The 13,628-nt window shown below is 58.0% G+C and carries 15 protein-coding genes; 12 read left to right on the top strand and 3 right to left on the bottom strand.

Going from position 1 to position 13,628, the window contains the following annotated elements; genetic code table 11:
* Positions 1-23 precede the first annotated feature (23 nt).
* Entirely contained in the window at positions 24-746 is a 723-nt protein-coding gene (locus tag AB7M22_RS21830; RefSeq protein ID WP_007905276.1) for an OmpA family protein, read from the top strand.
* 270 nt (positions 747-1,016) lie between these two features.
* On the opposite strand, the gene AB7M22_RS21825 is transcribed toward AB7M22_RS21830, so the two are convergent.
* Positions 1,017-1,451 carry a YhcB family protein gene (locus AB7M22_RS21825; RefSeq protein WP_454187760.1) on the bottom strand — a complete coding sequence of 145 codons (435 nt, stop codon included), beginning with the start codon at positions 1,449-1,451 and terminating at the stop codon, positions 1,017-1,019.
* A 145-nt stretch (positions 1,452-1,596) separates the two neighbouring features.
* Here AB7M22_RS21825 and AB7M22_RS21820 point away from each other — a divergent pair, with 145 nt between their 5' ends.
* From AB7M22_RS21820 to zapE, 3 genes are all read left to right on the top strand, one after another.
* Positions 1,597-2,241 (top strand): alpha/beta hydrolase, encoded by a 645-nt coding sequence (locus AB7M22_RS21820; RefSeq protein ID WP_454187759.1) that lies wholly within the window; start codon positions 1,597-1,599, stop codon positions 2,239-2,241.
* A 24-nt stretch (positions 2,242-2,265) separates the two neighbouring features.
* Positions 2,266-3,621, top strand: a complete 1,356-nt coding sequence (locus tag AB7M22_RS21815; RefSeq protein WP_454187758.1) for a tryptophan--tRNA ligase — start codon at positions 2,266-2,268, stop codon at positions 3,619-3,621.
* Between the two features lie 90 nt (positions 3,622-3,711).
* Positions 3,712-4,806 (top strand): cell division protein ZapE, encoded by a 1,095-nt coding sequence (gene zapE / locus AB7M22_RS21810; RefSeq protein WP_008004987.1) that lies wholly within the window; start codon positions 3,712-3,714, stop codon positions 4,804-4,806.
* Positions 4,807-5,001: 195 nt separating this feature from the next.
* Here the strand turns inward: zapE and AB7M22_RS21805 are convergent, their stop codons facing one another.
* A complete protein-coding gene (locus tag AB7M22_RS21805; protein ID WP_173667540.1) occupies positions 5,002-5,898 on the bottom strand; it encodes a GlxA family transcriptional regulator in 897 nt (298 codons plus the stop codon).
* Between the two features lie 244 nt (positions 5,899-6,142).
* Between AB7M22_RS21805 and AB7M22_RS21800 the strand changes: the two genes are divergently transcribed.
* Positions 6,143-7,279 (top strand): acyl-CoA dehydrogenase family protein, encoded by a 1,137-nt coding sequence (locus tag AB7M22_RS21800; RefSeq protein ID WP_454187757.1) that lies wholly within the window; start codon positions 6,143-6,145, stop codon positions 7,277-7,279.
* Between the two features lie 132 nt (positions 7,280-7,411).
* On the opposite strand, the gene AB7M22_RS21795 is transcribed toward AB7M22_RS21800, so the two are convergent.
* A complete protein-coding gene (locus tag AB7M22_RS21795; RefSeq protein ID WP_454187756.1) occupies positions 7,412-8,452 on the bottom strand; it encodes an NADP(H)-dependent aldo-keto reductase in 1,041 nt (346 codons plus the stop codon).
* Positions 8,453-8,697: 245 nt separating this feature from the next.
* Between AB7M22_RS21795 and rplM the strand changes: the two genes are divergently transcribed.
* From rplM to AB7M22_RS21760, 7 genes are all read left to right on the top strand, one after another.
* On the top strand, positions 8,698-9,126 hold the full coding sequence (rplM, locus tag AB7M22_RS21790) for a 50S ribosomal protein L13 (RefSeq protein ID WP_007905295.1): 429 nt from the start codon (positions 8,698-8,700) through the stop codon (positions 9,124-9,126).
* A 14-nt stretch (positions 9,127-9,140) separates the two neighbouring features.
* Complete coding sequence (rpsI, locus tag AB7M22_RS21785) at positions 9,141-9,533, top strand: 30S ribosomal protein S9 (protein WP_002555064.1); 393 nt, start codon at positions 9,141-9,143, stop codon at positions 9,531-9,533.
* 267 nt (positions 9,534-9,800) lie between these two features.
* Positions 9,801-10,394, top strand: coding sequence for a ubiquinol-cytochrome c reductase iron-sulfur subunit (gene petA, locus AB7M22_RS21780; RefSeq protein ID WP_007905300.1), 594 nt, complete (start codon positions 9,801-9,803; stop codon positions 10,392-10,394).
* The gene (locus AB7M22_RS21775; protein ID WP_454187755.1) at positions 10,394-11,605 is read left to right on the top strand and encodes a cytochrome b; all 1,212 of its coding nucleotides are present in this window, start codon (positions 10,394-10,396) and stop codon (positions 11,603-11,605) included. The genes petA and AB7M22_RS21775 overlap by 1 nt, the downstream gene beginning before the upstream one ends.
* Entirely contained in the window at positions 11,605-12,387 is a 783-nt protein-coding gene (locus tag AB7M22_RS21770; RefSeq protein ID WP_008004996.1) for a cytochrome c1, read from the top strand. Before AB7M22_RS21775 ends, AB7M22_RS21770 begins: the two co-directional genes overlap by 1 nt.
* Before the next feature lie 150 nt (positions 12,388-12,537).
* Positions 12,538-13,155, top strand: a complete 618-nt coding sequence (locus AB7M22_RS21765) for a glutathione S-transferase N-terminal domain-containing protein (RefSeq protein ID WP_454187754.1) — start codon at positions 12,538-12,540, stop codon at positions 13,153-13,155.
* A 16-nt stretch (positions 13,156-13,171) separates the two neighbouring features.
* Positions 13,172-13,585 carry a ClpXP protease specificity-enhancing factor gene (locus AB7M22_RS21760; protein ID WP_008004998.1) on the top strand — a complete coding sequence of 138 codons (414 nt, stop codon included), beginning with the start codon at positions 13,172-13,174 and terminating at the stop codon, positions 13,583-13,585.
* Positions 13,586-13,628 lie beyond the last annotated feature (43 nt).

Raw genomic sequence — 13,628 nt, 5'->3', positions numbered from 1 at the left:
ATGCAAAAAAGTAGGAGCTCTCCATGTTCACCTCGCGTCGTTTGATTATTGTCGCTACTGCTGTGGCTTTATTGTCCGGTTGCGCATCGCAGAACCCTTATGACAACCAGGGTCAGGCTGATGGCGGCTCCACGGGCATGAGCAAAACCGCCAAATACGGTGGCCTCGGCGCCTTGGCCGGTGCACTGGCCGGTGCTGCCATCGGTCACGATAACCGTGGCAAGGGCGCGCTGATTGGCGCCGCCGTGGTGGGAGCTTCCGCCGCCGGTTACGGTTACTACGCCGACCAGCAGGAGAAAAAGCTGCGGGCCAGCATGGCCAACACTGGGGTTGAAGTGCAGCGTCAGGGCGATCAGATCAAGCTGATCATGCCGGGCAACATCACCTTCGCCACCGATTCGGCGAACATCGCGTCGAGCTTCTACCAGCCGCTGAACAGCCTGGCGGGCTCGCTCAAGGAGTTCAACCAGAACCAGATCGAGATCGTCGGCTACACCGACAGCACCGGCAGCCGTCAGCACAACATGGACCTGTCCCAGCGTCGCGCCCAAAGTGTGGCGACTTACCTGACCTCCCAGGGTGTCAGCGGCGCCAACCTGTCGGCGCGTGGTGCCGGGCCGGATAACCCGATTGCCAGCAATGGTGATGTGAATGGCCGGGCGCAGAACCGTCGCGTCGAGGTCAACCTGAAGGCGATTCCTGGTCAGGAATATCAGCAGCAGGGCCAGGTTCAGCAGTATCCGTAAAGCGTCTGATTGAACCCCAGGCGTAAAAAGCCCGCCCGATCCTCAGCAGATCAGGCGGGCTTTTTTGTCACCTGCTCAGGCCTCTTCGCGGGCAAGCCCGCTCCCACAGGATTTGTGTTTGACCGCAATTTTGTGATCGACGAAGAACACTGTGGGAGCGGGCTTGCCCGCGAAGAGGCCGTGACAGGCACCAGAGATATCGGATCAGAAACACAAAAAGCCCTCGAACAATCACTTGTCCGAGGGCTTTTTGTGTCGCGCGAAACCTGATTACTTCTTCAGGCCGTAATGCTCATCAAGCATGCCCGGCGCGTTTGGGGCTTTGGGGGCGTAGTCGCGAGGCGGTTCCTGATCGCGCGGTGGCGTCAGGCGTTCCCGTGGAGTCTGCGCCGCGTCGGCGTGCAAGGCAGCCAGCAAGCGTTGGCGAGTCTGCTCGTCCAGGGCCAGACGGTTGGCGCCCTCGGCGAGATGATCCTGCACTTCCTGATAGCTCGCAGTCAGTTTCTTGACCAGGTTTGCAGTGCTGTTGAAGTGGGTGACCACTTCGTTCTGATAACTGTCAAAACGTTCCTGAATGTCATCCAGCTGACGTTGCGTGCTGCTAGGCGCGGCATTCGGCACCAGGCGAGCGATCAGGAATCCAATGGCGACACCCACAACCAGGGCAAGAGTCGGCAACAACCAAACTAAGAGCGAGTGTTCCACGAGTCCTTCCTCTATAAACGGCTTTGCTTTACGTTAACGGCTCGAACCTGCGCTGTATACCGCGATTCACTCGCAATAGAATTGGCACAGACAATTGGCTAGACGAGTCGACCCGATTCGAGGTCACGGAGTTCCTTCCTTGCTTATGCGCGAAACCCCTGTAGTGATTGATGGCCCGGTCGGCCAACTGGAAGCCCTGTACTTAAATAACGAGGGGCCGGATAACGAGCAGCCCCGCGGCCTGGCGCTGATCTGCCACCCGAACCCGGTGCAGGGCGGCACCATGCTCAACAAGGTCGTCTCGACCTTGCAGCGCACCGCGCGCGACGCCGGTTTTATTACCTTGCGGTTCAACTACCGTGGCGTCGGCGCCAGTGAAGGCACGCACGACATGGGCAGTGGCGAAGTCGACGATGCCCAAGCAGTGGCCGAATGGCTGCGGGCCAAACATCCTGACTTGCCCCTGACCCTGTTCGGTTTCTCCTTCGGCGGATTTGTTGCAGCAAGTCTCGGCGGACGCCTGGAAGCCAAGGGTGAGCAACTCAAGCATTTGTTCATGGTCGCGCCCGCTGTCATGCGCTTGGGCGATCAGGATCAACTGCCGCAACAAGGTACATTGACCCTGATCCAGCCGGAAACCGACGAAGTCATCGATCCGCAGCTCGTTTACGACTGGTCCGACGCACTCGATCGCCCCCATGAGCTGCTGAAAGTGGCAGAATGCGGACACTTTTTTCATGGCAAGCTGACCGATCTCAAGGATCTGATCCTGCCGCGTCTTTCGAATTGATTGCAGTCTGACAAGCGATTACCCATGACGACTCGTACCCGTATCCTCACCGGCATCACCACCACCGGCACGCCGCACCTGGGCAACTACGCCGGCGCCATCCGTCCGGCGATCGTCGCCAGCCGTGACAGCAATGCCGATTCGTTCTACTTCCTGGCCGACTACCACGCCCTGATCAAATGCGATGACCCGCTGCGCATCCAGCGCTCGCGTCTGGAAATCGCCGCGACCTGGCTGGCCGGTGGCCTGGACGTGGACCGCGTGACGTTCTATCGCCAGTCCGACATCCCGGAAATCCCCGAGCTGACCTGGCTGCTGACCTGCGTGGCCGCCAAGGGCCTGCTCAACCGCGCCCATGCCTACAAGGCCTCGGTGGACAAGAACGTCGAGACCGGCGAAGACCCGGACGCGGGCATCACCATGGGCTTGTACAGCTACCCGGTGTTGATGGCGGCGGACATTCTGATGTTCAACGCCCACAAGGTGCCGGTCGGCCGTGACCAGATCCAGCACGTGGAAATGGCCCGGGACATCGGCCAGCGCTTCAATCACTTGTTCGGCCAGGGCAAAGAGTTCTTCACCATGCCTGAAGCGCTGATCGAGGAAAGCGTCGCCACCTTGCCGGGCCTCGACGGTCGCAAGATGTCGAAGAGCTACGACAACACCATTCCGTTGTTCAGCAGCGCCAAAGAGATGAAAGACGCGATTTCGCGCATCGTCACCGACTCCCGTGCCCCGGGTGAAGCCAAGGATCCGGACAACTCGCACCTGTTCACCTTGTTCCAGGCTTTCGCTACGCCGGCACAATCCGACGAATTCCGCAGCGAATTGCTCCAGGGCCTGGGTTGGGGCGAGGCGAAGAATCGTCTGTTCCAACTGCTCGACAGCGAATTGGGCGAGTCCCGCGAGCGTTATCACCAGTTGATCGAACGCCCGGCGGATCTGGAAGACATGCTGCAGATCGGCGCCAAAAAGGCCCGCTCGGTGGCGACGCCGTTCCTTCACGAACTGCGTGAGGCGGTCGGCCTGCGTTCTTTCGTTGCTCAGACCCAAGTCGCAGCAACCACCAAGAAGAAAGCCGCGAAAGCCGCGCGCTTCGTCAGCTTCCGTGAAGACGACGGCAGTTTCCGCTTCCGTCTGCTGGCGGCCGATGGCGAGCAACTGTTGCTGTCGCGCAACTTCGCTGACGGTAAAACCGCAGGGCAAGTGACCAAGCAACTGCAATCCGGTCAAGCCTTGGACGTGCGCAGTGAAGACCTGAGCTTCAGCGTCTGGCTGGAAGGCGAGTGCGTTGCCGACAGTCCGTCCTTCGCCGACAGCGCTGCTCGCGATGCTGCCATCGGTGCTTTGCGCGTTGCCCTGACACCGGTTCAGGAATAATCAACGGCTCGGTCCGACCAAGGGCCGATTGCCATTCCCACGGGCCGTCGCTACAGTGACGGCCCGTTTTTGTTGCCTTGCTAACGAATTATGACGCCCCTAGAACGATATCAAGCTGATCTGAAACGCCCGGAATTCTTCCATGACGCCGCGCAGGAAACTGCCGTGCGCCATTTGCAGCGCCTGTACGACGATCTGGTCGCGGCCTCGCAAAACAAACCGGGCCTGCTCGGCAAACTGTTTGGCAAGAAAGACCAGGTGCCGGTCAAGGGCCTGTACTTCTGGGGCGGCGTTGGTCGCGGCAAGACTTACCTGGTCGACACCTTCTTCGAAGCGCTGCCGTTCAAGGAAAAGACTCGCACTCACTTCCACCGCTTCATGAAGCGCGTGCATGAAGAGATGAAGACCCTGGGTGGCGAGAAAAACCCGCTGACCATCATCGCCAAGCGCTTCTCCGACGAGTCGCGAGTGATTTGTTTCGATGAGTTCTTCGTCTCCGACATCACCGACGCGATGATTCTTGGCACGTTGATGGAAGAGTTGTTCAAGAACGGCGTGACCCTGGTCGCGACGTCGAACATCGTGCCCGACGGCCTGTACAAGGACGGCCTGCAGCGTGCGCGTTTCCTGCCGGCCATTGCGCTGATCAAGCAGAACACCGAGATCGTCAACGTCGACAGCGGCGTCGACTACCGTCTGCGTCACCTCGAGCAAGCGGAACTGTTCCACTTCCCGCTGGATGACGCTGCCCAGGAAAGCCTGCGCAAGAGCTTCCGGGCCCTGACGCCGGAATGCACGGCAGCCATCGAGAACGACGTGCTGGTGATCGAGAACCGTGAAATCCGTGCCGTGCGCACTTGCGATGACGTGGCCTGGTTCGACTTCCGCGAACTCTGCGACGGCCCACGCAGCCAGAACGATTACATCGAACTGGGTAAAATCTTCCACGCCGTGTTGCTCAGCAATGTCGAGCAGATGAGCGTCACCACCGACGACATCGCCCGACGCTTTATCAACATGGTCGACGAGTTCTATGACCGCAACGTGAAGCTGATCATTTCCGCCGAAGTCGAGCTCAAAGACCTCTACACCGGCGGTCGCCTGAACTTCGAGTTCCAGCGCACGCTTAGCCGCCTGCTGGAAATGCAGTCACACGAGTTCCTGTCCCGGGCGCACAAGCCGTAGGATATTTCGGAAAATAAAAAGGGCCTGCATTTGCAGGCCCTTTTTCGTGCGCTGTAGAAACTCTCTGGCACACCAAGATCCCTGTGGGAGCGAGCCTGCTCGCGATTGCGGTGTGTCAGTCACATCAATGTTTAATGTGATACCGCTATCGCGAGCAGGCTCGCTCCCACATGGGATGTGTGTTGTATTTGAGTATTACGCCGCTTGCTGAAACTGCTGCCGATACTGGTTCGGCGACAACTCAGTGTGCTGGCGGAACAGCCGGGCGAAGAAACTCGCATCGTCGTAACCGACTTCATAGCTGATGGTCTTGATGCTCTTGCGACTGCCGGACAACAAGCCCTTGGCCGTCTCAATGCGCAGACGTTGCAGGTAATGCAGCGGTTTGTCGCCGGTGGCGGTCTGGAAGCGGCGCATGAAGTTGCGGATGCTCATGCCGTGTTCGCGGGCCACGTCTTCGAAGCGGAACTTGTCGGCGAAGTGTTCTTCGAGCCAATGCTGGATCTGCAGGATGATCACATCCTGGTGCAGTTTCTGCCCGCCGAAACCGATCCGCCCCGGCGCATAGCTGCGCTGCACTTCGTAAAGAATGTCGCGGGCCACGGCCTGGGCCACGTTTGCGCCGCAAAAACGCTCGATCAAGTAAATGTAGAGATCGCAGGCCGAGGTGGTGCCGCCGGCGCAATACAGGTTGTCGGCGTCGGTCAGGTGTTTGTCCTGATTGAGCTGGACCTGCGGGAAGCGCTCGGCAAACGCATTGAAGAAACGCCAGTAGGTCGTCGCTTCCTTGCCATCGAGCAACCCGGCCTCGGCCAGCCAGAACACGCCGGTGGCCTCGCCACACAACACGGCGCCGCGTGCATGCTGCTGACGCAGCCACGGCAGGACCTGTGGATAACGTTTGCAGAGGGTGTCGAAATCGTCCCAGAAGGCGGGAAGGATGATGACGTCGGCGTTTTCCAGGCCGCCATCCACCGGCATGATCACGTCGCTGAAGCTGTTCACCGGTTTGCCATCGGGGCTGACCAGCCGGGTTTCAAACGCCGGTGTCAGGCCGTGGCCCAGTTGTTTGCCATAGCGCAGGCTGGCCAGATGGAAGAAATCCTTGGCTTGCATGAGGGTGGAAGCGAAAACCCGGTCGATAGCCAGGATGCTGACGCGCCGCAAGGGCGTGGAGACTTGGTTAGACATAATTCAACTTTATTCTTATAGGGGAAAGTGGTCACCAGACGGCTGGATCGTCTTATTTTTTGTCGGATGTGTCCAGTGTCCTGTATCGGAAGCGAGGCTTAGTCTCTAAAGGTCAATTCCGCCTAACAATATCGACAGGTGCCGCATGATCCCCAGAACCTTGTTCAGCTCCGAGCACGAACTTTTTCGCGACAGCGTGCGAACGTTCCTCGAAAAAGAGGCCGTGCCGTTTCATGGGCAATGGGAAAAACAAGGCTATATCGACCGCCAACTCTGGAACAAGGCAGGGGAGGCGGGGATGCTCTGTTCGCATCTGCCGGAAGAATACGGCGGGCTGGGGGCAGACTTTCTCTACAGTGCGGTGGTGATCGAAGAGGTCGGCCGCCTGGGGCTGACTGGCATCGGCTTCTCTCTTCATTCGGACATTGTTGCGCCTTACATCCTGCATTACGGCAGTGAAGCGCTGAAACACAAATACCTGCCCAAGCTGGTGTCTGGTGAGATGGTCACCGCGATTGCGATGACCGAGCCGGGTGCCGGTTCGGACCTGCAAGGGGTGAAGACCACCGCTGTGCTGGATGGCGACGAATACGTGATCAACGGTTCGAAGACCTTCATCACCAATGGTTTTCTGGCTGACCTGGTGATCGTCGTGGCCAAGACCGATCCGAAGGCAGGAGCGAAGGGCACCAGTCTGTTTCTGGTGGAGGCCAACACGCCGGGCTTTGCCAAAGGCAAGCGTCTGGAAAAGGTCGGCATGAAGGCTCAGGACACCTCGGAGCTGTTCTTCCGGGACGTTCGGGTACCGAAGGAAAACCTGCTGGGCCAGGCCGGGATGGGCTTCGCTTACCTGATGCAGGAACTGCCGCAGGAGCGTCTGACGGTCGCGGTAGGTGGCTTGGCATCGGCCGAAGCGGCGTTGCAATGGACACTGGATTACACCCGTGAGCGCAAGGCTTTCGGCAAGGCCATCGCCGATTTCCAGAACACCCGCTTCAAACTCGCTGAAATGGCGACCGAAATCCAGATCGGCCGGGTTTTCGTCGATCGCTGCCTGGAACTGCACCTGCAAGGCAAGCTCGACGTGCCGACAGCGGCAATGGCCAAGTACTGGGGCACTGACCTGCAATGCAAGGTGCTCGACGAGTGCGTGCAGTTACATGGCGGTTACGGGTTCATGTGGGAATACCCGATCGCCCGGGCGTGGGCGGATGCGCGGGTGCAGCGGATCTATGCCGGGACCAATGAGATCATGAAAGAGATTATTGCGCGGTCGCTTTGATGCGGCAGTGATTGCTAGACCGCTATCGCGAGCAGGCTCGCTCCCACACTGGATTTATGTCTGACCACTATTTTGTGATCGGCACGGATCCATGTGGGAGCGAGCCTGCTCGCGATTGGGTCTATGAATCAATCAAGGTGCAGGATTGGGCTGATCCTGGTGAATCGCCTCGATCCCTGCCAACACTTCGTCGGAAAGTTTCAGCTCGAAGCTGGCAATGTTGCTGTCCAGTTGCTCGAGCGTGGTGGCGCCAATGATGTTGCTGGTGACGAACGGTTGCTGTGTGACGAATGCCAGTGCCATCTGTGCCGGGTCCAGGCCGTGTTCACGAGCCAGTGCTACATAACGGCTGCACGCCGCTTCCGATTGCGGATTGAAATAGCGGCTGAAACGGCTGTAGAGGCTCAGGCGACCTTTGGGCGGACGCGCACCACCTTCGTACTTGCCCGACAGGAAGCCGAACGCCAGTGGTGAATAGGCGAGCAGACCGCACTGTTCGCGGATGGCGATTTCCGCAAGGCCCACTTCGAAGCTGCGATTGAGCAGGTTGTAGGGGTTCTGGATCGAAACGGCGCGCGGCCAGCCACGGGCTTCGGCGAGGGCGAGGAAACGCATGGTGCCCCACGGGGTTTCGTTGGACAGGCCGATGTGGCGGATCTTGCCGGCCTTGACCTGTTCGTCCAGTGCTTCGAGGGTGTCTTCCAGCGGCGTCAGGTTGGCTTCAATTTTATGTTTGTAGCCCAACTGACCGAAGAAATTGGTGCTGCGCTCCGGCCAGTGCAGCTGATACAGGTCGATGTAGTCGGTTTGCAGGCGCTTGAGGCTGGCATCCACGGCTTCGGTGATGTGCTGGCGGTTGTGTCGCAGGTTTTTGTCGCGGATGTAGTCGATGGTGTTGCCGGGGCCCGCGATCTTGCTCGCCAGGATCCAGTCGGCGCGATCGCCGCGACTTTTGAAGTAATTACCGATGTAGCGCTCGGTGGTGGCGTAGGTTTCGGCCTTGGGCGGCACCGGGTACATTTCGGCGGTGTCGATGAAATTGATGCCCGCGCTCTTGGCCCGTTCGATCTGGGCGAAGGCTTCAGCCTCGCTGTTTTGCTCGCCCCAGGTCATGGTGCCGAGGCAGATTGCACTCACGTTCAGATTGGTACGGCCTAGCTGGCGATAGTCCATCGGGTGCTCCTTGGGCAAAACAATCATAAAAGCAGGTTGAATTATTTTTCGCAATCTGCATAATTGCGCACCTCTTTCTGCAGTGGAAGTGATGCGCCGCCGCCGAAGAATCTTGCCGTTGAACGGACGCGCCGACCCGAGCCCCCGAAAGCGTCTGTATCCGGCTGCCTTTGACTTGTCAAAGTACGCACTATTCAGTAAGATCCGCCGTCTAATTTACAGGGCGGCCCCTGAGGCTATAAAGAATGAAAACTTTTACTGCTAAACCGGAAACAGTACAGCGCGACTGGTTTGTCGTCGACGCTGCAGGTCAGACCCTGGGTCGTCTGGCCACCGAAATCGCGAGCCGTCTGCGTGGCAAGCATAAAGCTGAGTACACTCCTCACGTTGACACCGGCGATTACATCGTCGTTATCAATGCCGAGCAGATTCGTGTAACCGGTGCTAAAACCACCGACAAAATCTACTACTCCCACTCCGGTTTCCCGGGCGGCATCAAGTCGATCAACTTCGAAAAGCTGATCGCTAAAGCCCCTGAGCGCGTGATCGAGACCGCGGTCAAAGGCATGCTGCCTAAGAACCCGCTGGGTCGCGACATGTATCGTAAGCTGAAAGTCTATGCGGGCGCTGTACACCCTCATACTGCTCAGCAGCCCCAAGAACTGAAGTTTTAACGGAATAGTTCATTATGTCGGCGACTCAAAATTACGGCACTGGCCGTCGCAAGACCGCAACCGCACGCGTTTTCCTGCGTCCGGGTACTGGTAACATCTCCATCAACAACCGTTCGCTGGATAATTTCTTCGGCCGCGAAACTGCCCGCATGGTAGTTCGTCAGCCGCTGGAATTGACTGAGACTGTCGAGAAGTTCGACATCTACGTCACCGTGATCGGCGGTGGTGTAAGTGGTCAAGCTGGCGCAATCCGCCACGGTATCACTCGCGCACTGATGCAGTACGACGAAACCCTGCGTGGCGCTCTGCGCAAAGCTGGCTTCGTTACTCGCGATGCTCGTGAAGTTGAACGTAAGAAAGTTGGTCTGCGTAAAGCGCGTAAGCGTCCGCAGTACTCGAAGCGTTAATTCGCTTTCACGTTCAAAAAGAACGCCCAGTTTCCTCGCGAAGCTGGGCGTTTTTTTATGGGCGTGATTTATCAAGGAATTGCGCTGTGACAACTTGCCACATCCGCAGAGGCCCTATACTGCAAGGCTTGGCAGTGGAGCCCCTCGGTAATTACCTTGTCAGAATTGGGGCTTTTCATTACCATTCGGCAAAATTTTTATAAGTTCAGAATTTTACTTAGTAGACGCCTGATTTAACAGGCCACAAAGCTGATGGGAGAGGACTGAATGAGCAATGACGGCGTGAATGCAGGCCGGCGTCGCTTCTTGGTAGCAGCCACATCCGTGGTGGGTGCTGCAGGAGCGGTGGGGGCTGCGGTCCCGTTCGTGGGGTCATGGTTTCCCAGTGCCAAGGCGAAAGCCGCAGGTGCACCGGTGAAAGTGAATGTCAGCAAAATCGAGCCAGGTCAGCAAATGATTGCTGAGTGGCGCGGCCAGCCGGTGTTCATTGTCCGCCGTACCGAGGAAATCCTGGGGAATCTGAAAAAGATCGAGGGCCAGCTGTCTGACCCGACCTCCAAGAACTCGACGCAACCGACCTATGTCGACCCGGAGACGCGTTCGATCAAGCCAGAAGTTCTGCTGCTGATCGGTATCTGCACACACCTGGGTTGCTCACCGACTTTCCGTCCAGAAGTGGCACCTGCAGACCTGGGCAAGGATTGGGTAGGGGGTTATTTCTGCCCTTGCCACGGTTCTCACTACGATTTGGCTGGCCGCGTCTACAAGTCGCAACCTGCGCCTTTGAACCTGCCAGTTCCCCCGCATTCCTATGAGACCGATGACATCATTGTCATTGGCGTCGATACGGAGAAAGCGTGATGAGCAAGTTCATGGATTGGGTTGATGCGCGCTTCCCCGCGACCAAAATGTGGGAAGACCATCTCAGCAAGTACTACGCCCCGAAGAACTTCAACTTCTTCTACTTCTTTGGCTCCCTGGCACTGCTCGTTCTGGTCAACCAGATCGTTACCGGTGTCTGGCTGACGATGAGCTACACCCCGTCGGCGGAAGAGGCTTTTGCTTCCGTTGAAGGCATTATGCGTGATGTGAACCACGGCTCAATCTTGCGCCTGCTGCACGCAGTCGGCGCCTCGATGTTCTTCATCGTGGTTTACCTGCATATGTTCCGTGGCCTGCTCTACGGTTCGTATCAGAAACCGCGCGAGCTGGTGTGGGTGTTCGGCATGCTGATCTACCTGGCGCTGATGGCTGAAGCCTTCATGGGCTATCTGCTGCCGTGGGGCCAGATGTCCTACTGGGGTGCCCAGGTGATCATCTCGCTGTTCGGTGCGATCCCGGTCATCGGTAACGACCTGACCCAGTGGATCCGCGGTGACTACCTGATTTCCGGTATTACCCTGAACCGCTTCTTCGCCTTGCATGTGGTTGCCCTGCCGATCGTGATCCTCGGTCTGGTGGTGGTGCACATTCTGGCGCTGCACGAAGTCGGTTCGAACAATCCGGATGGCGTCGACATCAAGAAACACAAAGACGAAAACGGTGTACCGCTGGACGGCATTGCCTTCCACCCGTACTACACCGTGAAAGATATCGTCGGCGTGGTGGTGTTCCTGTTCATCTTCTGCTCGATCGTATTCTTCTTCCCGGAAATGGGCGGCTACTTCCTCGAGAAGCCGAACTTTGAAGTGGCGAACGCCTTCAAGACCCCTGAGCACATCGCTCCGGTCTGGTACTTCACACCGTTCTACGCGATTCTGCGGGCGGTTCCGGACAAGCTCCTGGGCGTTATCGCCATGGGCGCGGCCATCGCTGTGCTGTTCGTCCTGCCATGGCTGGACCGCAGCCCGGTCAAGTCGATGCGCTACAAAGGCTGGCTGAGCAAGATCTGGCTCTGGGTGTTCTGCATTTCGTTCGTGATTCTGGGCGTGCTGGGCGTGTTGGCCCCAACTCCAGAGCGTACGTTGCTGTCGCAGGTTTGTACGTTCCTGTACTTCGCCTACTTCATTCTGATGCCGTTCTACACCAGGCTCGAGAAGACCAAACCGGTTCCGGAAAGGGTGACTGGCTGATGAAAAAGCTATTTGCTGTACTGATTCTTGCGGCGATGCCTGTACTGTCCTTTGCGGCCGAACACGGTGGTCCTGAGCTTGAGAAGGTCGACATCGACGTTTCCGACAAGGCTGCCATGCAGGACGGCGCACGTACGTTCGCCAACTATTGCATGGGCTGCCACAGCGCCAAGTTCCAGCGCTACGAGCGTGTTGCCGATGACCTGGGCATTCCTCACGAGCTGATGCTTGAGAAGCTGGTGTTCACCGGTGCCAAGATCGGTGACCACATGAACATCGGCATGCAGCCGGCTGACGCCAAGACCTGGTTCGGTGCGGCGCCGCCCGACCTGACGCTGGTGGCTCGTGTTCGTGGTACAGACTGGCTCTACGGCTATCTGCGTTCGTTCTACGAAGACCCGTCGCGTCCTTGGGGCGTGAACAACAAGGTGTTCCCGAACGTCGGCATGCCTAACGTTCTGGTCGGCCTGCAGGGTCGTCAGGTGGTAGGCTGTAAACAAGTTCAAATCGTCGAAGACGGCAAGAAGCAATACGATCCGCTGACCGGCACCGCTTTGACCCATGAAGCTTGCGATCAACTGACGGTATTGCCGAAAACCGGCACGCTGAACGAAGAGCAGTTCGACGAGAAGGTCAAGAACCTGGTGACCTTCCTGGCCTACTCGGCCAACCCGGTGAAGCTGCAGCATCAGCGCATCGGTACCTATGTGTTGCTGTACCTGGCGTTCTTCTTTGTATTCGCTTACTTGCTCAAGCGTGAATACTGGAAAGACGTCCATTGATAGAGCTGTAAGCCATTGCTGTTAATCGCGCGCGCCCAGGGGCGTCTCTGAAGGTGTAACGAGTCTGGTGATCCAGGCGTTACGGGAGGCGCCCTCTGGGCGCGCGTGTTTTTCCGTTTCCGATAATTTCAACAAGCGAGGAGGACCGCCATGGGCGTGACCAATCGGTTGGCCTGTTACTCCGACCCCGCCGACCACTATTCCCACCGAGTGCGCATCGTACTTGCAGAGAAGGGTGTCAGCGCCGAGATCATTTACGTGGAGGCTGGTCGCCAGCCGCCTAAACTGATTGAGGTGAACCCTTACGGAAGCCTGCCCACCCTGGTCGATCGTGACCTGGCGTTGTGGGAGTCGACCGTGGTGATGGAATATCTGGATGAGCGTTACCCGCACCCGCCACTACTGCCGGTTTATCCTGTGGCGCGTGCCAACAGTCGTCTGCTGATTCATCGCATTCAGCGTGACTGGTGTGGTCTGGTGGATCTGATTCTGGATCCGCGGACCAAGGAAGCAGCCCGTGTCGTGGCTCGTAAAGAGCTGCGCGAAAGCCTGACAGGCGTGTCGCCGTTGTTCGCCGACAAGCCGTTTTTCCTCAGTGAGGAACAAAGTCTGGTGGATTGCTGCCTATTGCCAATACTCTGGCGATTGCCGATTCTGGGTATTGAACTGCCGCGGCCTGCCAAGCCGCTGCTTGATTATATGGAGCGCTCGTTTGCGCGTGAGGCTTTCCAGGCGAGTCTGTCTGGTGTCGAACGCGATATGCGCTAAGGCTTAAGGAGCCGCTATGAACTCCAGTCGACCTTATCTGGTCCGCGCGCTCTACGAGTGGATTGTGGACAACGATTGCACCCCGCACATGCTGGTTAATTCCGAGTATCCATCGGTGCAGGTGCCTCAGGGTTTTGCCAGTGACGGACAGATTGTCCTGAACGTTTCCCCGGCGGCCGTGCGTCATCTGCACATGGACAACGAGGCAGTCAGTTTCGAGGGGCGCTTCGGTGGCGTGCCGCACACCCTGTACGTGCCTATCGCATCGATCCTGGGCATTTACGCCCGGGAGAACGGTCAGGGCATGGTGTTCGATATGGAATCGCCTCTGGAAGACGAGGAAGAGATCGAGCCGGATGATGATGTTCCGCCACCCGACAGTGAGCCGCCGCGTCCCAGCGGTCGACCGAGTTTGAAGGTGGTGAAGTAATAAAAAGGCGATCCGAATGGATCGCCTTTTTTATTGCTTCCCG

The sequence above is a fragment of the Pseudomonas sp. ADAK2 TE3594 genome, from assembly GCF_053628675.1.
The sequence above is the reverse complement of the archived record's forward strand: the minus strand, read 5'-3'. Positions and strand labels throughout refer to the sequence as shown.

Excerpts from the sequence above, each read along its gene's own strand:
- AB7M22_RS21830 (WP_007905276.1), top strand. The coding sequence starts at position 24 with ATGTTCACCTCGCGTCGTTTGATTATTGTCGCTACTGCTGTGGCTTTA.
- AB7M22_RS21820 (WP_454187759.1), top strand. The coding sequence starts at position 1,597 with ATGCGCGAAACCCCTGTAGTGATTGATGGCCCGGTCGGCCAACTGGAA.
- AB7M22_RS21815 (WP_454187758.1), top strand. The coding sequence starts at position 2,266 with ATGACGACTCGTACCCGTATCCTCACCGGCATCACCACCACCGGCACG.
- zapE (WP_008004987.1), top strand. The coding sequence starts at position 3,712 with ATGACGCCCCTAGAACGATATCAAGCTGATCTGAAACGCCCGGAATTC.
- AB7M22_RS21800 (WP_454187757.1), top strand. The coding sequence starts at position 6,143 with ATGATCCCCAGAACCTTGTTCAGCTCCGAGCACGAACTTTTTCGCGAC.
- AB7M22_RS21795 (WP_454187756.1), bottom strand. The coding sequence starts at position 8,452 with ATGGACTATCGCCAGCTAGGCCGTACCAATCTGAACGTGAGTGCAATC.
- rplM (WP_007905295.1), top strand. The coding sequence starts at position 8,698 with ATGAAAACTTTTACTGCTAAACCGGAAACAGTACAGCGCGACTGGTTT.
- rpsI (WP_002555064.1), top strand. The coding sequence starts at position 9,141 with ATGTCGGCGACTCAAAATTACGGCACTGGCCGTCGCAAGACCGCAACC.
- petA (WP_007905300.1), top strand. The coding sequence starts at position 9,801 with ATGAGCAATGACGGCGTGAATGCAGGCCGGCGTCGCTTCTTGGTAGCA.
- AB7M22_RS21775 (WP_454187755.1), top strand. The coding sequence starts at position 10,394 with ATGAGCAAGTTCATGGATTGGGTTGATGCGCGCTTCCCCGCGACCAAA.
- AB7M22_RS21770 (WP_008004996.1), top strand. The coding sequence starts at position 11,605 with ATGAAAAAGCTATTTGCTGTACTGATTCTTGCGGCGATGCCTGTACTG.
- AB7M22_RS21765 (WP_454187754.1), top strand. The coding sequence starts at position 12,538 with ATGGGCGTGACCAATCGGTTGGCCTGTTACTCCGACCCCGCCGACCAC.
- AB7M22_RS21760 (WP_008004998.1), top strand. The coding sequence starts at position 13,172 with ATGAACTCCAGTCGACCTTATCTGGTCCGCGCGCTCTACGAGTGGATT.